Raw genomic sequence first — 19,395 nt, 5'->3', positions numbered from 1 at the left:
TCCCTGTCGTCCTGTTCCTGCTAGTGCCCGCTCAGGCGGGTGACAGACGTGCGGGAAACATCACGGCGCCCGTCGCGGGGCTACGCCGTCCACACCCGTTCCGCGTGGTCGACGAAGTTGCGCCCCATGATCTTCTCGATGCGGCCGGAGGAGTAGCCACGCTGTTCCAGCAGCCGTATCAGCTCGCGGAACTGGTCCACGCCCCGCAGGTCGACCACGAAGGGACAGGTGTCCGCCCGTTCGCCGGCCGCGGAGACCCCGGCCTCCTGGCGCTGCGCCACGTGCTCGGCCAGCCGGGCGCGGTAGGCGTCGAGGTCGTCGACCGCGGTGACGGGGCCGTCGGTGCCGATGCCGACGTGGTCCTCGCCGCAGACGTCCACGGCGTGTGCGATGTGCTCGACCACGTCGGCGGCGCGCGCGTGGCCGGTGGGGCTGAGGAACGGCATGAAGTAGATGCCGACGAAGCCGCCGCGGGAGGCCACCAGACGCAGTTCCTCGTCGGTCTTGTTGCGGGGCAGGTCGGTCAGCGCGCGACACCCCGTGTGGTTGATCGAAACGGGGACACGGGAGTGCGTGGCGGCGTCCAGACAGGTCCGCTCACCGCTGTGCGACAGGTCGACCATGACGTGGTGGTCGTTGAGGGCGTCGACCACCTCGCGTCCGAACGCGGTCAGCCCTGTGCCGGACGGTGCCATCGAGCCGCCGCCGAGGTGGTTGGCCTGGTTGTAGGTCAACTGGACGACGCGCACACCGCGTTCGGCGAAGGTGGCGATCCGGGCGGCGTCGTCCCCGACGGCCACCGCGTTCTGGAAGCCGTAGATGACGCCGACGCGTCCGTCGCGGGCGGCCGTGCGGATGTCGGCGACGCCGGTCACCTTCAGCAGGTCGTCCGGGTGACGGTCGATGATGCCGTCCCAGACGTCGATCTCGTGCAGGGTGTGTTCGTAGGGCGGCAGGTCACCCATCACATAGCCGAGGGTGATGTTGACGGCGGTCAGGCCGGAGGCCCTCGCGTCGGCCAGCGTCCGGGTGTCGACGGTGTACTGCTCGCTGGTCGGGTTGAGGTCTCCCGCCGCCTCCATCGACTGCGGGGCGTTGGGGTTGTCGAGCTGTCCCAGCGCGTTGACGATCAGGGGCGTGCCGGTCAACGGGTCTCCCGGGATGGGGCGGTGGCGTAGGCGGCGCGCGGGAAGCGGCGGCCCCGCTTGACGGTGAGGGTGATGGTGCGCAGGTGGTCGATGTCGGTCAGCGGATCCCGCGCGAAGACCGCGAAGTCGGCCAGTTTGCCCGGCTCGACGGTGCCCGTCAGGTGTGCGGTGCCGGCGCTGCGGGCGCCGACGAGGGTCGCGGAGCGGAGCACGTCCGGGGCCGGGATGCCGCATCGCTCGACCAGGAAGGCGAGTTCCTCGTAGAGGGCGGGGAACGGCTCGCCGGGGGCGGTCTCGTAGTCGGTGCCGGTGGCCAGCGCCACGCCCGCCCGGTGCGCCTGCGCCGTGAGCGCGATGGCCAACTCGGTCTGCCGGCGGGCGCGTTCGGCGCTTTCCGGGTCGTCGCCTGTGAGCTCCGCGCTCGCCCACATGCCGGCGGTCGCGTCCAGGACGACGTCGCGTTCCCGCATCCGGGCGAAGAGCGCGTCGAGCCGCGCGTCCTCGCCGGTGACCAGACTCTCGTGATCGACGGCCGGCTTGTTCTTGTAACTGGTCAGCGGCTCCTTGGCGGCCTCGTGGGCCAGCAGGGTCACATGCGAGACGGTGTCCACTCCGGCCGCGACGACCTCGCCGGGCGTGGCGGGGAACACGGCCGCGTGCGCCCACACCGGGATGCCCTGCCGGTGCGCCTCGGCGGTGACGGCGGCGACGAGGCCCGCTTCCAGGTCGGCGTAGACCTTGATGGCCGACGCGTAGGTTCCGCGGGCCAGGGCCACTGCGAGGGGGAGGTCGGTCGTGTCGGTGACGGCCTGCATCCAGGGCACGTGTCCGGGGACGGCGCCCTGGGTCACCTGGTGGGTGCGGGGGTCGTCGAAGAAGCCCGGGCCCGCCATGAGGGCCGCGTAGTGGATGTCCGGGGCGGCGATCTCGCCCACCAGCGCGGCCCGCGCGAGGTCCCCGACCTGACGCAGGTCGTCCGCCATGTCCCGCACGGCCGTGACTCCGCTGTGGATGAGGCGGCACAGGACCGCTTCGGCGGCCGGACGATCGGGCGGAGTGGCGAGGTGCTGGTGCGCGTCGATGAGGCCGGGCGTGACGAAGTGACCGGTGAGGTCGACGACTTCGGCGCCGTCGGCGAGGGCGGCCGCCACGTCCGTCTCGTCCGCGACGGACCGGATCACGGAGCCGTCCACGACGAGCGACACGGCGGGCCGGGGCGCACTGCCGGTCCCGTCGAACAGCGTGAGGCCGCGGTAGACCACCAACTCGCCGGCCGCGGGCGGCGCGAAGGGGTTCGCCGCCCCGGAACTCTCGTTCGTCAAGGTCACCACTCTCGATCTGTTACGCTCTACGTAACAACTTTCTCGCCACTCGAAACACGCGATACCCTACCCCCGAATCCCGGCGCCGGACACACCTCGCCGGGACGGTTCGTCCGGTCACCGGGAAGGGTTTCGATGCCGCAAGCGACGCAAGCACCGCGAACGGCCGTGGACAAGGCGCTGGACCTGGTCGAGGCCGTCGCCCGCGCCCCCCGGCCGCCCCGGCTCACCGACCTCGCCGACGAGGTCGGGCTGCACCGGGCCACCGCCTACCGCGTCCTCGTGGACCTGGTCCGCCGCGGCTGGGTGCTGCGTGTCGACGACCGCTATCTGCCGGGCACCGCCGTCCTGCGCCTGTCGGCGCGGGCAGCGCACAACTCGCTGGCCTCGCTGGCCCGCCCGGTGCTGGAGGACCTCTCCGCGCGCACCGGCATGATGGTCAACCTCCAGGTCCTCGAGAACGACGGCTCCCGGGTGGTGGACGTGATCCGCCCGGACCGGCTGGCGATGATCAGCACACTCCGGGACGAGGCACTGCCCGTCCACCGGTTCGCCGGCCCCCTCGCCCTGGTGGCCGCCCTGCCCCCGCAGGCACGCGGCCCCTACCTCGACGTGGCCCGCAAGGCCGGACACCCCCTGGACGGCGACGCGGGTCTGCTCGCCGACCTCGAGCGGACCGAGGCCGACGGGTTCGCCGTCGAGCACGGCCGCAACGAGCAGTTCGTCGCCTCGCTGAGCCGCGCCGTCGTCCCGGTCCCCGGGGCACCGGTGTGCGCCGTCACCCTGGTCGGCCCGGATGCCGAGATCGACGAACCCCGGATGCGCCGCCTGCGAGAGGAACTCGCCTCGGCGGTGGACACCCTCAGCGGCCTGCTGTCCGGCCCGGGCACGGCGAGCGGCGCGTGAACGACGTCCTCGTCCTCGACCGGGCGGCCACCGCGGCGGCCCTCGACCCGCGCCGCCTGATGGCCGCCGTGTCCGACGCACTCGTCGCCGTGGCCCGGGACGCGGTGTCCGCGCCGCCCCGGACAGCGGCCTTCGCGCCCGGCGGTCTGCTGGGCGCCATGCCCGGATACGTGCCGGGTCTCGGCCTCGCGGCGAAACTCGTGTCGGTGTTCGCCGACCCCGCCCACCCCGGGCGCAGCACCCACCGGGGCATCGTGGCCCTCTTCGACCCCGAGGACGGCCGTCCCCTGGCCCTCATGGACGCCGAACCCGTGACGGCCTGGCGCACCGCGGCGGCAGCCACGCACAGTGCCTGGACCCTGGCCCGGCCCGGACCCGTCGTGGTGGTCGGCACCGGCGCCCAGGCCAGGGCCCAGGTGTGCCTCCTCGCCGCGCTCCGTCCCGCCGAACCCGTCACCGTCGCGGGCCGCGACTCCGAAGCAGCCGGCGCGCTGGCCGCCCTGCACCCGCAGGGCCGTGCGACGGACGGCATCGAGACGGCCGTACGCGAGGCGTCCACCGTGTACTGCTGCACCGGCGCGACCCGCCCCGTCCTGCGCCGCGCATGGCTCGCCCCGGGCACCCACGTGAGCTCGGTCGGCGGTTCCCACGGACCCGAACTCGACGACGACACCGTCCGGGACGCCGCGCTCTTCACGGAGTGGCCCGGTGCCGCCGCCACTCCCCCGCCCTCCGGCGCCCACGAGTTGCAGGGGCTGCCGAGGGACAGCGTCGTCGTCCTCCTGGGCTCCGTCCTGTGCGGCGAGGCGCCCGGCCGGACCTCCCAGGACCAGCTCACCGTCTTCAAGTCCACCGGCCACGCCGCCCTGGACGTGGCCGCCGCACACGTCGTCCACCGTACGGCGACCGGTCGCCGTACGGACGAGCCGTCCCGCTGACGCTTCGGCGCCGGGAGCCGCCGAATCCCCACGGACCTCTTCCGGCACCCGTTCGAACGATTCGACCCGCGCGACCCGGCACAGCACCGTCGTGCCCCCACATCACACCCGCCACTCCCACAACATCCGAGGTCAGAGCGGTGCAGCGGTCCTCATCAGGGAGTTCACGGAAGTCTCTGCGCACGGTCCGACACCCGCATAGCGTGCGGTGACCCGAACACACGAACCCCCTCCCCATGTTCGCGCGGGCCGCACCTCTTGGGGCCCACGACCCAGTAGGAGATCCTGGGATGTCCTCCGACAGCTCGGACTTATACCCGGCGCGGCACCGGCCCGGACGGCACGCCTCCCCCACCGCGATCCCGCGGTGGGCCGCCCCGCCGGACGACACACGCCTGCCGGACGACAAGCGCCTGCCCGCCGACACGCGTCCGCCGGAACGTGCCCAGCAGTGGACCGGCAGGCACCGCGACCTCCGTCGGCTGCGCCGGGCCTGCCGCTGGCAGCGGCGCGTCGCCACGTTCGCCGCGCTCGGCTACTTCGCCGTCTTCCTCACCCTCACCGTCGAAGCCCCGGCCGTCATGACCCGCCTCGCCCCGGGCGGCCTTCCCACCGGACTCTGCCTCGCCCTGGTCCAACTGCCGGTCACCTGGCTGGCCGTACTCCTCTACGAGTACACCGCGCGCCGGTACGTCGACCCGCTGGCCCGGCGCGTACACCGCCGACCCGACCCCGTCCCGCCCGAGGAGCCACGGCCGTGACGGAGTTCGACGGCTCCGCGCAGTCCTGGTCCCTGGTGGCGTTCTCGAGTGTCGTGGCCCTGACGCTCATGCTGTGCGTGCTGACCGGTCCCGACCGCGACGACCTCGACGAGTTCTACACCGGCTACCGCTCCCTGTCGCCCCTGCGCAACGGCCTCGCCATCGCGGGTGACTACATCTCCGCCGCCACCGTGCTCACCATCGGCGGGGTCATCGCGCTGTGCGGATACGACGGTGTGGTACTGGCCCTGAGCACCGTGCTGTCCCTGCTTCTCCTGATGGTCCTGCTGGCCGAACCCCTGCATCACACCGGCCGGTTCACCATGGCCGACGCGCTCGGCAGACGGCTGCCCGGCCGCGCGGTGCGCATCACCGCGTGTGTGGTCACCCTCGCCTCGCTGGTGCCGATGATGGTCGTACAACTGGCCGGGGTGGGCCAGTTGCTGGCGTACGTCCTCGGCTTCTCCGACGGTGCGATGCGGACCGGCTGCATCGTCGGGGCGGGCACCCTGATGATCAGCTACGCGGCCATCGGGGGCATGCGCGGCACCGCCCTGATCCAGATCCTCAAAACGGTGATCCTGCTCGGCTCCGGCCTGGTCGTCGCCGGACTCATCCTGCACACCTTCGGCTGGAGCCCCCGCAACCTGTTCCGGACCGCCGCCCACGGTAGCGGCGCCGAGGAGAACTTCCTGCGCTACGGCCTGCAGTTCGCCGACGGGCCGCACCGCGGCCTCGACATGGTGAGCACCCAGTGCGCCATCGTGCTGGGCGGCGCCTGCCTGCCGCACGTCACCATGCGGATGTACACCGCCGGCAGCGCTCCCCAGGTGCGCCGCGCGATGTCCTGGGCGATCTCGACGGTCACCCTGTTCATCGCCGTGATCACCGTCATCGGCGTGGGCGCCACGGCCCTCATCGGGCGCGTGGGCATCGCCGGAGCCGACCCACGCGGCAACACCGCCTACCTGCTCGGTTCGCGCGCCGCGTTCGGGATGCACCTGTCCCGCCCGGAGAGCCTGTTGTTCGCCACCGTCACGACGGCGATCTTCCTGACCCTGCTGGCCTCCGTGGCCAGCATGACGCTGGCCTGCGCCAACTCCCTGGCCCACGACATCGCCGCGGCCCGCCCGAACGTCTCACCGCTGCGCGAGATGGCCCTGGCGCGACTGGCCGCCCTGGCCGTGGGCCTCCCCGTCATCCTGCTCGCCGTCATCGCCCAGCACCGCAGCCTGCAGCCGCTCGCCACCGTCTCCTTCTGCCTCGGCGCGTCGGCCATCGCCCCCGCCCTCGTCTACAGCCTCTTCTGGCGGCGCTTCACCCGCGCCGGCCTGCTGTGCACGCTGATCGGCGGGTCGGTCAGCGTTCTCGTCCTGATGACCGGCACCAACCTCGTCTCCGGCTCTCCCGGATCGGCTTTCCCGGAAGTCGACTTCAACTGGTTCCCCTTCACGACCACGGCTCTCGTCTCGGTACCGGCGGGCTTCCTCTGCGGCCTGCTCGGCACCGTCCTGTCCGGCAGGAAGGCGACCGCACGCGAACGGGAACGCTACGCCGCCATCGAAGCCGTCCTCCTCGCCGGACCGCCGAGCCCCAGGAGCCGCTGAACCCGCGCGGCCCGAACCGGACGGGCCCGAACCGCAGCCGTGTCCCCGAGCCGAGCATGATCGTTACTCCTGTTGCCGAACGGCCACCGCCCGGTGAGCGCATCGGCATCCACTCATGTACGCCTCCGTCCGAGGCACACGCACCGTCAGCCGAGAGGAACAGCATTGGTGAGCGGCTGGATCACCGTCGGTCTCGGAACCGCCGCCGCGCTCTGCCCGCTGCCGGGCGCCTGCGGACCCGCGGTCGTCGTCGACACCACTCCCACCACCACGCACGTGGTGGTGTGTTCCGCCGACGGCTGGGTCGAGATCGGCGCACCCTCCCGACCTCGGCCCGCCGCCCCATCGTCGCCTCCGCCCGCGACACGGCCGCCGCGCACGCCGGCCCCTTCGCCGCCGACGGAACAGCCGGCACCAGCGGCACACGCACCGCGCCCTGTCGACGCCCCACCGGCTCCGCCCCGTTCGGCAACCCCCCTCCCCCGGCCCGTCGAACGCGCGGTGCCCGCGCCGGAACCGCCGCCCGAGGCCGACACCGCCGACGACGCACCGGCACCGGCTCGCGCGCGGGCGCCCCGCGCCGCACCCTTTCGCTGGGTGCCCCGCTTCCACTACGGCGGCGGCTCGGCACGTCCGGCGCCCGCCGGCCTGTCCACCACGATGACCACCGTCGTGATCACCACCCCGGCCATCCTGGCCGCCGCCGCGCTACGCCCGGGATCCCGTCGCCGCAACGGCGCGTGACCCACCCGCGGGCCGCCCTTCACCTCGTCCCCGGCTCGCCATCTGCCCCTTTCTCATCCGCTCATCTGCTCATCCTGGAGTCCTGCTGTGCCGGAATGGCTGATCTACACCCTGGCCTGCGCGCTGGTCTGCGCCTTCGTGGTCGCCGCCACCGTGATGCGCCACCGCCGTGTGGCGGACGACGAGGACACCTCGCAGACACCCGACGTCCTCGAGTACATGGTGATGATGGTCGGCGTCGTCTACGCCATCGTCCTGGGCCTGGCGATCGCCGGAGTCTGGGAGGCACGCGGCGCCGCCGAGGACACCGTGCAGCGCGAGGCCCAGGCGCTGTACGAGATCAACCAGCGCCTGGACGTCTACCCCGCCGCCTTCCACACCCAGGTCCGGCAGCACATCGACGCCTATGCCCGGCACGCCGTGACCGCCGAGTGGCCGGCCATGGAGGACGACGGTCCGATCGACGCCACCGGGGGCCGTCTGCTGACCCGCATCCGCAGCGACATCGCGCACCACACGCCCACCGACGAACTCCAGGCCCAGGCCTATCAGCCGCTCCTCGACCAGGTCGCCGCCGCCGACGACGCGCGCCACCAGCGCCTCGACAGCGCCGGCAGCACCCTGCCTGGGGTGGTCTGGTTCGGCCTGATCGCCGGCGGGATCGTCACTCTCGGCCTGCTCTACGCCCTCCAGATCCGTCGCTCGGCCCGGGAGTTGATGCTGGCCACCGCGTTCAGCGCCCTGGTGGTCTTCCTGCTCTTCATGGTCTGGAGCTTCGACGCTCCCTTCGGCCACTCCGGCACCGACTCGGCTCAGCCGTTGCAGGAACTGCTCGTCGGCACGACCTGAGACGCACACCTGGATCATTCACCGGACAGGCGAGAGCCCTTGGGCCGGATCGACCCGGGTGAATGCCCGCCGGCTGTGCACGACCGACTCGCGCACAGCCGGGTTATGCGTGCTCTTCCGGATCAGCGCGAGCACCACTGGAGTCTCGATGTCGTCGATGACGCGCACGGTGAGCCGGTCGCCGTAGCTCGCGGCCATCGACTCACTGAGGACTGCGACACCCAGTCCACGGGAAGCCGGATCCGCAGTGGCATCCGCGGCGCCGGCCTGCAGCCCTACGAAGACTTCGAGTCCCTCCTCGCCGACGAGGAACCCCATCACGGTTTCGGCCACGACTCGTCAGCCGGAACTGAGCCCTCGACCTCCGTCACGGCCTCACGGAGGGACGAACGACGCCCCGCATCACCGCCGGGCCAGCTCCGCCAGCCACGGGTGTCCGGGATGCACACGGTCCAGCCACTCGCCGAGGCGATCCCGCCGCGCCCGGCCCAGCAGCGGAAGCACTTCGTCGAAGTCCGCCCGGTCCTTGGGCCGGGTCGCCTTCGCCTTGAACAGCAGCACCAACTCCGGTACCAGGTAGGGAATCCCGTCCGTCGTCCGCTCGATGATCGCGTCGTACGGCAGCCGCAGACCCTCGTCCCGCCGGCAGACCCACGTCATGCCCTCGTGCGGCTCGCGAAAGACATCGAACAGGAACCGGCCGCTCACCGGATCCCGGAGCCAGGTCTGGTGCGTGGCCGCCAGTGCCTCAGCTCCCGCCCCCACCCAGACCCGTCCCGAACCCACCGCGTCCCAGGCGTACTCGGGAAAACGGTCCCGGATCTCGGGAAAACCCGCGGCGGGTACCGCGATCTCCAGGTCACCGTGCCGCCGCGACGGCGCCCCGCGAAACAGATCCAGCGCCCAGCCCGCGGCGATGCACCAGGGCGCGCCCACCCCGCCCAACCGCTCCGCTGCCTGCTCCGGCGCCCAGGCATCCGCCCACCGGGCCTGCAGTTCGTCCGCATCGGGCACAGTGCCGCCGGGCGGCAGGGGTTCGGTCATCGGCACAACCTACTGGGACCGCTGGTTGACGTCGAGAAAATTGACCCACGATCCTGACGTCAGAATGCACCCCTTCACCGGTCGATTGACTCCCTAAAGTCGTAGTCATGACGAAGAACAACGAGACCACGCAGACCGCTCCGACCGCGACGGTCGCCCCGATTCTCACCCGCGCCGCCGACGCCGAGACGACCCGTGATCCCAGCAGTGTCATGACGCTTCTCGCGGACTCGAGCCACACCGGCGGGCGGCTCACCAGCTACCGGTCGTCGTTCGCCGAAGGAGCGGTCGGGGCACCCGCCCACCTGCACACCAAGGCGTCCGAGGTGTTCTTCGTGATCGACGGGGCGCTCCAGGTACTGCTGGGTGAGGAGATCATCGTCCTGGAGGCGGGCGACTTCCTCGTCGTGCCGCCGCACACCCCGCACGCCTTCGCCGCGGCGCCGGGCAGGACCGCCGACGTACTGTTCGTCTTCACCCCGGGTGCCGACCGCTTCGACTACCTGCGGCTCCTCGGCCGGGTGATGCGCGGCGAGGCCGACCCTCAGGAGATCAAGGACTCCTCGGAGCGGTTCGACAACCACTACGTCGACAGCCCGGCGTGGCGCGAGGCGCTCGCCGCCCGCGGCTGAGGCCATGATCGCGCCCTTCGGCGCCGCCTGCGCGGACCTGCGACACGAGGAGATCCCCGACGCCGGCATCATCACCCGCGTCGCCCAGCAGATCGGCGGCTCGGTGGGCATCGCCGTCCTCGCCGTCATCTTCCAGCACTCCGCCGGGGACGCCCACACCCCGGGCGACCTGGCGGACGGCTTCGACGCCGCCTTCTGGTGGTCGGTGGCCTTCACCGCCGTCGCCGTCCCGCTGTGTCTGTTCCTGCCCGGCCGCCCCAAGCCGCCGGTCCCTGCCGACCATGCGGAACAAGGCGCTGCCGCCGAGGTGCAGGAGCAGTCCGGTCGAACATCACCCGGCGCGTGACCGTCGTCGAGACCCTGGGTGCCATCACAGCGAAGGGGCCCGGCGATGCCGGGCCCCTTCTTCTCGTAGCGGGGACAGGATTTGAACCTGCGACCTCTGGGTTATGAGCCCAGCGAGCTACCGAGCTGCTCCACCCCGCGTCGGTGATGCCACCCTACACGTGATCCACGGGGTGCTGCGTCGGGCGGCCGTCTCAGCCGCGGACGATGTTCTCGGCCTGCGGCCCCTTCTGCCCCTGGGTCACGTCGAAGGTGACCGGCTCTCCCTCCACCAGCTCCCGGTAGCCGTTGCCGGAAATGTTGGAGTAGTGGGCGAAAACGTCCGGTCCGCCGCCGTCCTGGGCGATGAACCCGAAGCCCTTTTCGGAGTTGAACCACTTCACGGTGCCGCTGGCCATGCTGCTCGTCCTTCGATCCTTGCCGGGAGGTCCCGGCTGCTCTGTGTGCGGGGCCGTCCACGACCGGAAGGCACCCGGCGTTCGTCCTACCCCGTCGGCGAGGCAGTTATCCGACTTAACTTCCAGACGCAGCACTCGAGTTGCCGGAGCCCGGTGCGGCATCCTTCCCGCGCTTGCCGCGCACGCGGGCCACATGCCCCCGATGTCCCGATCGTCCTCCGTACCCTGTCCGGCCCAAGCCCCCGCGCAGGCCGCTCACCAGGCTGGTCAACTGGCCGGAAGGCTCCGTACCTCATCGCAAGGGAACTCAGCATGGCCATCGTCGTGGTTCTCGAAATGCCGGGGATGACCCAGGCCCAGTACGAACTGAGCGCGGAGAAGGTGTCCGGCCGGCCCGGCCCGGTGAAAAGCCCCGCCGACTGGCCGGTGCCCGGTCTGATCTCGCACACTTCCGCCCCCACCGACGACGGCTGGCTCGTCGTCGACGTCTGGGAGTCCGAGGAGGCGTTCCGGCAGTTCGGCGAGACCCTCGTCCCGATCCTGCGGGAACTCGGTCTCGCGGACGTCCAACCGCGCACCTATCCGGTGTTCAACGTGGTCACCCGATAGCACCGGTCCCGCCCGGCGTACAGGTTCCTCGGCCCCCGAACCCCGCGCTACCCTGCCCCGCTCGATGAGCGAGTGACCGGCGCGCAGGTGCGGCGTCCGGCCCTCGGAAGCGAGGGCGCCGGTCACCTCGTGAAGCTCCGCGCCCCGTTCTTGACGATCTCCTGAAGGAACGGGGGACATGATCGTCGGCTGTCGGGCAACGCGGGGGTAGTGACACGTATCGGACTGGTGGTCCTCGCTCTGGCCGGCGCGCTCGTGGCGGGCGCGGCCGCGGTGGGAAGTTCGCCGTGGTGGTGGTTCGCCGCCGCGCCGCTGCTCGTGCCGGGCCTGCTGGGCGCATGGGACCTGATGCAGCGCCGGCACTCCGTGCTGCGCAACTATCCCGTGATCGGGCACGCTCGCTTCCTCCTGGAGAGGATCCGCCCGGAACTGCAGCAGTACTTCATCGAGCGGAACTTCGACGGCCGTCCCTTCGACCGGGACACACGCACCATCGTCTACGAGCGGGCGAAGGGAACCGACGCCGAGCAGCCGTACGGCACCGAGCGGGACGTCTACCGCCCCGGCTACGAGTTCCTGGTGCCGTCGATGGCGCCGTGTCCGGTGCCGAAGACGGCACCCCGGGTGCGGATCGGCGGACCCGACTGCGGCCGTCCGTACGACATGGCGCTGCTGAACGTGTCGGCGATGAGTTTCGGCTCGCTCTCCGCGAACGCGATCCTCGCCCTCAACGGGGGTGCCGCGGCGGGGGGTTTCGCCCACGACACCGGCGAGGGCGGGCTGTCGGAGTACCACCTGCGGCCGGGCGGTGACCTTGTCTGGGAGATCGGCACCGGTTACTTCGGCTGCCGGACCGACGACGGCGACTTCGACCCGCGGGAGTTCGCCGACAAGGCCGCGCACGAGCACGTGAAGTGCGTGTCGCTCAAGCTCTCGCAGGGCGCGAAGCCCGGCATCGGCGGAGTCCTGCCCGGAGCGAAGGTCAACGCCGAGATCGCGCGGGTGCGGGACGTGCCCCCGGGCCGGACGGTGATCTCACCGCCCTACCACCGGGTGTTCTCCACGCCGCGCGAACTCGTGCGCTTCATCGCCAGGATGCGCGAACTCTCCGGTGGGAAGCCGACCGGTTTCAAACTCTGCGTGGGGTCGCGCCGGCAGTTCCTCGCCGTGTGCAAGGCGATGCTGGCGGAGGGGACCGCCCCGGACTTCATCGTGGTGGACGGGGCGGAGGGCGGCACCAGGGCCGCGCCCCTGGAGTTCGCCGACCACGTCGGCACCCCGCTCACCGAGGGGCTCCTGACCGTGCACAACGCCCTCGTCGGCGCCGGTCTGCGCGACCGGGTCAGGATCGGCGCGAGCGGCAAGATCGCCACCGGTACCGACCTGGTCAAGCGCATGGTGCAGGGCGCCGACTACGGCAACGCCGCACGGGCGATGATGTTCGCCGTCGGCTGCATCCAGGCGCAGCGGTGCCATACGAACACCTGCCCCACCGGTGTCACCACGCAGGACCCCCGGCGGGCCCGCGCGCTCCACGTCGGCGACAAGACGCTCCGCGTCCGGCGTCTGCAGGAGGCGACGGTGGCGAGCGCGTTGCAGATCATGGCGTCCATGGGCGTCACCGATCCCGCGCAGTTGCGTCCCCATATGCTCCGCCGGCGCATCGACCCCCGCACCGAATGTTCCTTCGAGGAACTCTACGAGTGGCTGGCGCCCGGGCAGTTGCTCGCCGAGCCGCCCGTCTCCTGGGCGGCCGACTGGAACGCCGCCGACCCCGACCGTTTCACCGTCTGATCTGGAGGATCCGTGGCCCGAACCGTCGCGCGCGTCATCGTGGACGCGCTGAGCGAACTTGGCGTGCGTCAGGTCTTCGGCGTCGTCGGTGACGCCCTCAACCCGCTGACCGACGCCATCCGCACCACCGAGGGCCTGGAGTGGGTGGGCTGTCGGCACGAGGAGGCCGCGGCCTTCGCCGCGAGCGCCCAGTCGCAGCTCAGCGGCACTCTGGGCGTGTGCATGGGCACCGTCGGCCCCGGCTCGGTGCACCTGCTCAACGGGCTGTACGACGCGGCCAAGAGCCGTACGCCGGTGCTGGCGATCGCCGGACAGGTCCCGCTCGCCGAACTCGGCAGCGACTACTTCCAGGAGGTCGACAACGACGCGCTCTTCAGTGACGTGGCCGTCTTCCGGGCCACGATCACCTCGGGCGACCAGCTGCCGCAGATGCTGGAGACGGCGGTGCGCACCGCGCTGGGCCGCAAGGGCGTCGCGGTTCTGACCGTCCCCGGTGACCTGGGGGAACGGGAGCTGACCGCGGACCGTCCGGCCCGGTTCTCGCTGAACGCCCCGGTGAGCCGACCGGACGGGTCCGCCGTCCGGCGGGCGGCCGAGCTGCTCGACCGGGCGCGGCGGGTCACGCTGCTCGTCGGACGAGGTGCCCGCGCCGCGCGCGAGGACGTACTGGCCCTGGCCGACCGCCTGGCCGCGCCGATGGTGCTCACGCTGAAGGCGAAGGAGGGATTCGAGGGCGACGCCAATCCCTTCCAGGTCGGCCAGACCGGGCTGATCGGCAACCGGGCGGCCGCGTCGGCTCTCCAGGACGCGGACACCCTCCTGCTGCTGGGCACCGACTTCCCCTACCGGGACTGGTATCCGGAGGGCCGAACCGTCATCCAGGTGGACACCGAGGCCGCCCACATCGGGCGCCGGGTGCCCGTAGAGCTCGGGCTCGTCGGAGACACGGGCGCGACCGTCCGGGATCTCCTGTCCCAGCTCGGCGCCGCGCCCGCCGGAAGCGAGGGCGCGCGCGACCGCTCACACCTGGAGGACGCCCGCAAACGCTTCGAGCGGTGGCGCGAGGGTCAGGCGCGGCTCGCCGACCCGGCGCACGACAAGGGGGTGGTGGGCCGCCTACGCTCCGCCCTGGACAACCGCGCCGGTGACATCCGTCCGGAGGCACTGGCCGCCGTGGTGGACCGCCTCGCCGACGACGACGCCGTCCTCACCTCGGACACGGGCATGGCCACCGTGTGGCTCTCGCGTTTCGTCGAGATGCGCGGCGAGCGGCAGCTGATCGGCTCCTACAACCTGGGCTCCATGGCCAACGCCATGCCCCAGGCTCTCGGCGCCCAGTGCCTGGACCGGGACCGCCAGGTGGTGGCCTTCTGCGGCGACGGCGGGCTGAGCATGCTCCTCGGCGACCTCATGACACTCAGGACGAGCCGGCTCCCCGTCAAGCTGGTCGTCTTCGACAACCGCCGCCTCGGCATGGTCAAACTCGAACAGGAACAGGCCGGGCTACCGGAGTTCGGCACCGTGCTGGACAACCCCGACTTCGCCGCCGTCGCCACGGCCATGGGCATCACCGGCATCCGGGTGACCGACCCGGCCGAACTGGAGGAGTCCGTCCGGCGGGCGTTCAGCACGCCCGGGCCCGTCCTGCTCGACGTGCTCACCAACCCCGACGAGATCGCCGTCCCGGCCAAGCCGACGGTCGCGCAGGGCTGGGGCTTCGCGGTGGCCAAGGTGAAGGAGGTCGTGCGCAGCCAGGGGGACACGGACGCGCACTGACCGGTCGGCCGGACGTCGCGGCTCCACGGCCGCGCGCTGCCCCGGGGCGGTTCCTCGCGACGCCCCGGGAACTCGCGGCACAGTGGGACGGCACCGATCCGATCCGGCGGTTCGGCCGAGCCGCCGCTGACGAAGGAGTCCCCCATGGAGTACCCCGACCTGACGACCCTGCCCGCGGAGCTGCGGGACGCGGTCTCGGCGCGCGGCTCGCTCAACGTCTTCCGCATGATCATGCACTCGCCCCGGCTCGCCCCCGAGCTCCTGGAGATGGCGGACGCGATTCTGCGGCGCAACTCGCTCCCGGACGGGTTGCGCGAGCTCGCCATCGTGCGGGTGGGCCGCGTCTACCAGGCGCCGTACGAGGTCCACCACCACGAGCACATCGGCCGACTGGTCGGTCTGGGCCAGGCCGCGATCGGCGCTGCCGCGACCGGTTCCACGGAGGGGCTGTCGGAGGAGGAGGCGGCGGTCCTGCGCTGTACGGACCGGCTGCTCGCCCGGCACACCCTGAGCGACGCCGAGCGCGCGGAGGTACTGGAGTTCCTCACGGTGGGTCAGCTCTCCGACCTCGTCATCACGGTCGGCTTCTACCAGCTCGTCAGCAACTTCCTGAACACCTTCGGCGTGACGACCGAGGGCGAGACCGACCCGTACTGAGCCGCCTCCGCACTCGGTCAGGTGAGGATCCCCGGGTGCGGCGGGGCCCGCTCGACGAGGCCCTGCCGGACCCCTGTTCACCGCCGTCCACGACAGCGATGTCGACGTCCCGGTGCTGCTTCTCGTCGGGGACGCCGACCCTCTCGCGTGATGAGCCAGCTGTTCGCGCGGGCGGACGGGGTGGTGATCGACTACGCCCCTGCGCCCGGTCCTCAGTTCCATGGGCGCGGCGCACAACGTGCCCGGCTGGTTCACGCTCGACCGGGACATCGCGGCGGACGCCGGCGCGCCACTCCTCGCGCCCGCTGCCGCGGTGGCCCCGGAGCAGGTCACGGACCGGTTCTCCGCCGCACTGGGCGGCCGCACGGACCGGCTCGCCGCCACGGGCTGAGGCGCCGCGGCTCATCCGTGCCTCGGGCCCTTGTCCGGGACACCCGGCCCGCTCCGTGGTGGTTTCCGTGGTCAGCACGGAGGCGCCGGGTCGCCGGCCGGGAGAGGCTGTGACCCACAGCGACGGGCCCGGCAGGACCCGCCGGGCCGATCGCGGTCCACGCCTTGACCACGGGAGCAACCATGACGAGCACCGACGGCAGCACGTACGAGGGATTCACGGCCGAGGAGCGGGCCGCGATGAAGGAGCACGCCGAGGGGCAGAAGAAGGCGGCGCGCCGCGGCTCCCGTGCGGACAAGGCGGCGGAGGCGGAGCGGGACGTACTCACGAAGATCGCCGAGATGCAGGACTCCGACCGGACGATGGCCGAGCTCGTCCATGCCGTCGTCACGGCCAACGCCCCGGCCCTCGCGCCGAAGCTCTGGTACGGGATGCCCGCCTACGCACTGGACGGCAAGGTCGTCTGCTTCTTCCAGAGCGCGGCGAAGTTCAAGTCGCGCTACGCGACACTCGGCTTCAACGACCCCGCGAAGCTGGACGAGGGCACGATGTGGGCGACCGCCTTCGCCCTGACCGAGGTGACGGCCGAGGCGGAGGCGCGGATCGCCGCGCTGGTGAAGCAGGCGGTGAGCTGACGGCGCGCCGGCCGCGCGGGTCGATCGCCTACCGGACCGGCATGGGGGCGAGTCCGAGGTCGGCCAGCACGGCCGTACCGACGGCGGCATGCTCGCCCCCGGCGAGCAGCAGGGTGCGCGCCGACTGGTAGGGGCAGCCGGCCGCGTCGAAGGCCGCGGCGGCGGCGAGTTGCCGCGCCGGGTCGCCGTCGAGCAGGGCCTGCGCACGGTCCACCTGGGCGGTGGCGATCGGATTGCCGGCGACCACGGTCCTGGCGGCGTCGATCCGGGCGCGGGCTTCCGGGTGCCCGGCGAGCACCGCGGCCTCCGCCCGGAGTGCCACGTACCAGTGGAGCCAGACCCAGGACACCCACTTCCACACCTGTTCCGGCTCCGGGTCGACCCGCTGCGCCGCCGCATCCGCGTCCCCGTGGTGGAGCAGCACCATGGCGTCGAAGACCGCACCGTAGCCGTGGCGGTGCTCCGGTGCGTTGCCCGCCCGGTCGACGATCGCCCGCCAGGTGTCCCGGCCGTCGTGGTCGCCGCGCAGGCCGTGCACCATGGCGACCGAAGCGGCGGCGGGGCCGAGCGAGAACGACCGCTGACGGCCGCTCTGCTCCCACGCGTCGAGGAACCGCGCACTGCCGGTGAGCACCTGGCGGGCATGACCGGCGAACGCGTCCGTGACCAGCAGCCAGGACGTGGCGTGGTGCCCCACCTCGGCCAGCAGCGGATGGTCGGCGAGCTGTCCGCCCCACCGGCGGGCTTCCGGCAGCCGGCCCACGCCGACGGCGGTTCCGGCGGCCATGGCGAGGGCGTCCATGAGCTCGTGCGCACCGGCCGGGGTACGCGGCGCCGAGTCCAGGACGTCGATCCGGCGCCGGGCGGCAGCCGCGGCGGCGAAGGCCTCACCGGTCCAGCTCCGGGCCCCGGAGAGCGCGTCGAGGGCGGCCGACTCCGCCACCGGGTCGCCCGCGCGCCGGGCGAGGTCGACCGCGCGTTCGGCACGTACGACGGTCTCCTCCACGGTGTTGTCCAGGTCGCCCTGGACGGCGCCGAACGCGTCCGCGACCACCGCCGCCTCGGCCAGCGCGACAGCCGCCCGAGCGGCCGGGGCATCGCCGGCCAGCTCCTGCGCCGCCGCGAGCAGGGCGGTCACCTCTGCCCTGGGGGGAACCCGCGTGAACGTACTGGAGAAGCGGTACGCGTCGGTGGCGGCGGCCGCCAGGTCGCGGCCCGCACCGGCGGTGTTCCCGGCCCGGCGCGCGGCCTCTCCCGCGGCGCGGTGCAGCCGGAACATGTCGTCACCGAGCCTTCGGCACCCGGCCACCGCTGCGGCCTGCCGCAGTGCCGCGGCCCCGTCGGCGTCGTCGGAGAGCCCGGCCGCCTGCTCGTACCGCTGCTGGGACTCGCCGAGCAGGTTGCGGAAGAAGGCCAGCTCGGCCAGGGACAGGGCGAGGCGATGCGCGTCCGCGCGCCGGTCCGGCCGGTCGGCCGCCCAGGTGAGGGCGGCCCGGAGGTCGTCCGCCACGGCCTCGAACCGGGCGCGCCAGTCCGCGCCCGACGCTGCGAGGAGGACACGCGCGCCGGTCGAGCACCAGTCCAGGTGGCGTGATCGGACCTGGTCGAGCTCGTCGGCGTCGGTGAGCCGCTCCGTCCCGTACTGGCGGATGGTCTCCAGCGCGTGGTACCGGGTGCCGGTGGCCGACGAGGTCACGGCCAGGAGGCTCTGCTCGGCGAGTCTGCCGAGCCCGTCGACGACCGCGGCCGGATCCAGCGGAGCGAACCCGGCGACCTCGGCGGCCGCCTCGGCGGTGAACGGCGTCACGAACACCGACACCCGGCGCAGCAATGCCTGGCTCCGCGGCTCCAGCAGGTCATGGCTCCAGTCCAGCACCGCCCGCACAGACCGGTGCCGGTCGTCGGCGCGGGGTCCGCCGGTGAGGATCCGCAGCTGATCGGAGAGGCCCGCCGTGAGGCCGTCCAGTCCGAGGGTGGACCACCGCGCCGCCGCCAGCTCGATCGCCAGCGCCATGCCGCCGAGCCGTTCGCAGATGGTCACGACCTCCTCGTTCGATGCCGGACCGGGCGGCTGGCCGACCGCCGACGCGCGGTCCATGAACAGGGCCACCGCCTCGGACCGGTCACCGCCCGCCCGCGAGAGCGGCGGGACCTGGAAGACCCGCTCGAACGGCACCATCAGCCGGGCCCTGCTGGTCACGAGCACCGTCAACCGCGGACAGGCCGCCAACAGCCGCTCCACGAACGGCGCCACGGCGTCGCTCACCCGCTCGCAGTTGTCCAGCACCAGCAGCGTCCGACGGTCCGTCAGCGCGGCGAGCACCGCGTCGTCGATGCCGCGCCCCGGCTGCTCGCCCACCCCCACGGCCGCCGCGACGGCCGCGCCCACCCGACCCGGTTCGGTGACCGGGACCAGGTCGACGAACCACACCCCGTCGGGGAAGTCGTCGGCCACGTCCGCCGCCACCGCCAGCGCCAGGCGCGTCTTGCCCACTCCACCCGGGCCGACCACGGTCACGAGTTGGTGCGCTGTCACCGCCTCGGACAACTGCCCGCGCTCCGCCGCCCGTCCGACGAACGCCGTCAGCGGTGTCGGCAGGGCGGGTACCGGGCGGGACGGCTCGGTACGGGCGGAATCGGCCGCGTACCGGGCGAGCGCCCGCCGGTCCGGCAGTTGGAGCTTGCGCAACAGCGAGGACACATGCGACTCGACGGTGCGTACGGAGATGACCAACCGCGCGGCGATCTCCGCGTTGCTGAGGTGCTCCCCGAGCAGTGCGAGCACCTGGGCTTCCCGGGCGGATATCTCTGAACTGATCACCGCCTCATTATCCGTTGG

General features: G+C 72.4%; 19 protein-coding genes, 1 tRNA gene and 1 pseudogene. 14 read left to right on the top strand and 7 right to left on the bottom strand.

All coding sequences use genetic code 11. From position 1 onward, the window contains the following. Positions 1-80: 80 nt before the first annotated feature. Together OHU34_RS40665 and OHU34_RS40660 are read right to left on the bottom strand one after the other, a co-directional pair. A complete protein-coding gene (locus OHU34_RS40665; RefSeq protein ID WP_142268479.1) occupies positions 81-1,148 on the bottom strand; it encodes a dipeptidase in 1,068 nt (355 codons plus the stop codon). Beyond that, a complete protein-coding gene (locus OHU34_RS40660) occupies positions 1,145-2,476 on the bottom strand; it encodes an amidohydrolase family protein (protein ID WP_405772532.1) in 1,332 nt (443 codons plus the stop codon). Before OHU34_RS40660 ends, OHU34_RS40665 begins: the two co-directional genes overlap by 4 nt. 129 nt (positions 2,477-2,605) lie before the next feature. On the opposite strand from OHU34_RS40660, the gene OHU34_RS40655 reads away from it, so the two are divergent. The 6 genes from OHU34_RS40655 (at position 2,606) to OHU34_RS40630 (ending at position 8,275) form a co-directional block, all read left to right on the top strand. Next, positions 2,606-3,376: an IclR family transcriptional regulator gene (locus OHU34_RS40655; protein ID WP_235034686.1), complete on the top strand. Its 771-nt coding sequence runs from the start codon at positions 2,606-2,608 to the stop codon at positions 3,374-3,376. Continuing rightward, a complete protein-coding gene (locus OHU34_RS40650; RefSeq protein ID WP_142268480.1) occupies positions 3,373-4,314 on the top strand; it encodes an ornithine cyclodeaminase family protein in 942 nt (313 codons plus the stop codon). The genes OHU34_RS40655 and OHU34_RS40650 overlap by 4 nt, the downstream gene beginning before the upstream one ends. 290 nt (positions 4,315-4,604) lie before the next feature. After that, complete coding sequence (locus tag OHU34_RS40645; RefSeq protein WP_405771324.1) at positions 4,605-5,075, top strand: DUF485 domain-containing protein; 471 nt, start codon at positions 4,605-4,607, stop codon at positions 5,073-5,075. Next, positions 5,072-6,682, top strand: a complete 1,611-nt coding sequence (locus tag OHU34_RS40640; protein ID WP_142268482.1) for a cation acetate symporter — start codon at positions 5,072-5,074, stop codon at positions 6,680-6,682. The genes OHU34_RS40645 and OHU34_RS40640 overlap by 4 nt, the downstream gene beginning before the upstream one ends. Before the next feature lie 597 nt (positions 6,683-7,279). Beyond that, positions 7,280-7,426, top strand: coding sequence for a hypothetical protein (locus OHU34_RS40635; protein ID WP_405771322.1), 147 nt, complete (start codon positions 7,280-7,282; stop codon positions 7,424-7,426). 87 nt (positions 7,427-7,513) lie between these two features. After that, complete coding sequence (locus OHU34_RS40630; RefSeq protein WP_142268484.1) at positions 7,514-8,275, top strand: DUF4239 domain-containing protein; 762 nt, start codon at positions 7,514-7,516, stop codon at positions 8,273-8,275. An 18-nt stretch (positions 8,276-8,293) separates the two neighbouring features. On the opposite strand, the gene OHU34_RS40625 is transcribed toward OHU34_RS40630, so the two are convergent. Continuing rightward, entirely contained in the window at positions 8,294-8,608 is a 315-nt protein-coding gene (locus OHU34_RS40625; protein ID WP_405771318.1) for a hypothetical protein, read from the bottom strand. A gap of 69 nt (positions 8,609-8,677) precedes the next feature. Further along, a complete protein-coding gene (locus tag OHU34_RS40620) occupies positions 8,678-9,319 on the bottom strand; it encodes a nucleotidyltransferase domain-containing protein (RefSeq protein WP_230196041.1) in 642 nt (213 codons plus the stop codon). 107 nt (positions 9,320-9,426) lie between these two features. Between OHU34_RS40620 and OHU34_RS40615 the strand changes: the two genes are divergently transcribed. Both OHU34_RS40615 and OHU34_RS40610 read left to right on the top strand, forming a co-directional pair. Then, the gene (locus OHU34_RS40615; RefSeq protein ID WP_405771315.1) at positions 9,427-9,951 is read left to right on the top strand and encodes a cupin domain-containing protein; all 525 of its coding nucleotides are present in this window, start codon (positions 9,427-9,429) and stop codon (positions 9,949-9,951) included. 4 nt (positions 9,952-9,955) lie between these two features. Next, on the top strand, positions 9,956-10,297 hold the full coding sequence (locus tag OHU34_RS40610) for a hypothetical protein (RefSeq protein ID WP_405771312.1): 342 nt from the start codon (positions 9,956-9,958) through the stop codon (positions 10,295-10,297). Positions 10,298-10,363: 66 nt separating this feature from the next. Here OHU34_RS40610 and OHU34_RS40605 read toward each other — a convergent pair. Further along, positions 10,364-10,437: transfer RNA gene (locus OHU34_RS40605), tRNA-Met, on the bottom strand. 53 nt (positions 10,438-10,490) lie between these two features. Further along, positions 10,491-10,694: a cold-shock protein gene (locus OHU34_RS40600; protein WP_009192932.1), complete on the bottom strand. Its 204-nt coding sequence runs from the start codon at positions 10,692-10,694 to the stop codon at positions 10,491-10,493. Positions 10,695-11,006: 312 nt separating this feature from the next. Between OHU34_RS40600 and OHU34_RS40595 the strand changes: the two genes are divergently transcribed. From OHU34_RS40595 to OHU34_RS40570, 6 genes and pseudogenes are all read left to right on the top strand, one after another. After that, complete coding sequence (locus OHU34_RS40595; protein WP_230196039.1) at positions 11,007-11,303, top strand: hypothetical protein; 297 nt, start codon at positions 11,007-11,009, stop codon at positions 11,301-11,303. Between the two features lie 210 nt (positions 11,304-11,513). After that, positions 11,514-13,097, top strand: coding sequence for an FMN-binding glutamate synthase family protein (locus tag OHU34_RS40590; RefSeq protein ID WP_405771309.1), 1,584 nt, complete (start codon positions 11,514-11,516; stop codon positions 13,095-13,097). 12 nt (positions 13,098-13,109) lie between these two features. Beyond that, a complete protein-coding gene (locus OHU34_RS40585) occupies positions 13,110-14,873 on the top strand; it encodes a thiamine pyrophosphate-dependent enzyme (protein WP_405771306.1) in 1,764 nt (587 codons plus the stop codon). A gap of 144 nt (positions 14,874-15,017) precedes the next feature. Further along, positions 15,018-15,530, top strand: a complete 513-nt coding sequence (locus OHU34_RS40580; RefSeq protein WP_142268490.1) for a carboxymuconolactone decarboxylase family protein — start codon at positions 15,018-15,020, stop codon at positions 15,528-15,530. 199 nt (positions 15,531-15,729) lie between these two features. Continuing rightward, a pseudogene (locus OHU34_RS40575) lies at positions 15,730-15,921 on the top strand (FMN reductase (NADPH)); the annotation flags it as partial. Between the two features lie 182 nt (positions 15,922-16,103). Then, the gene (locus OHU34_RS40570; RefSeq protein ID WP_405771302.1) at positions 16,104-16,556 is read left to right on the top strand and encodes an iron chaperone; all 453 of its coding nucleotides are present in this window, start codon (positions 16,104-16,106) and stop codon (positions 16,554-16,556) included. Between the two features lie 28 nt (positions 16,557-16,584). On the opposite strand, the gene OHU34_RS40565 is transcribed toward OHU34_RS40570, so the two are convergent. Beyond that, complete coding sequence (locus tag OHU34_RS40565) at positions 16,585-19,377, bottom strand: ATP-binding protein (RefSeq protein WP_405771299.1); 2,793 nt, start codon at positions 19,375-19,377, stop codon at positions 16,585-16,587. Positions 19,378-19,395 lie beyond the last annotated feature (18 nt).

Origin of the sequence: Streptomyces sp. NBC_00080 (assembly GCF_045041255.1) — a bacterium.
Classification (GTDB): domain Bacteria; phylum Actinomycetota; class Actinomycetes; order Streptomycetales; family Streptomycetaceae; genus Streptomyces; species Streptomyces coriariae.
The sequence above is the reverse complement of the archived record's forward strand: the minus strand, read 5'-3'. Positions and strand labels throughout refer to the sequence as shown.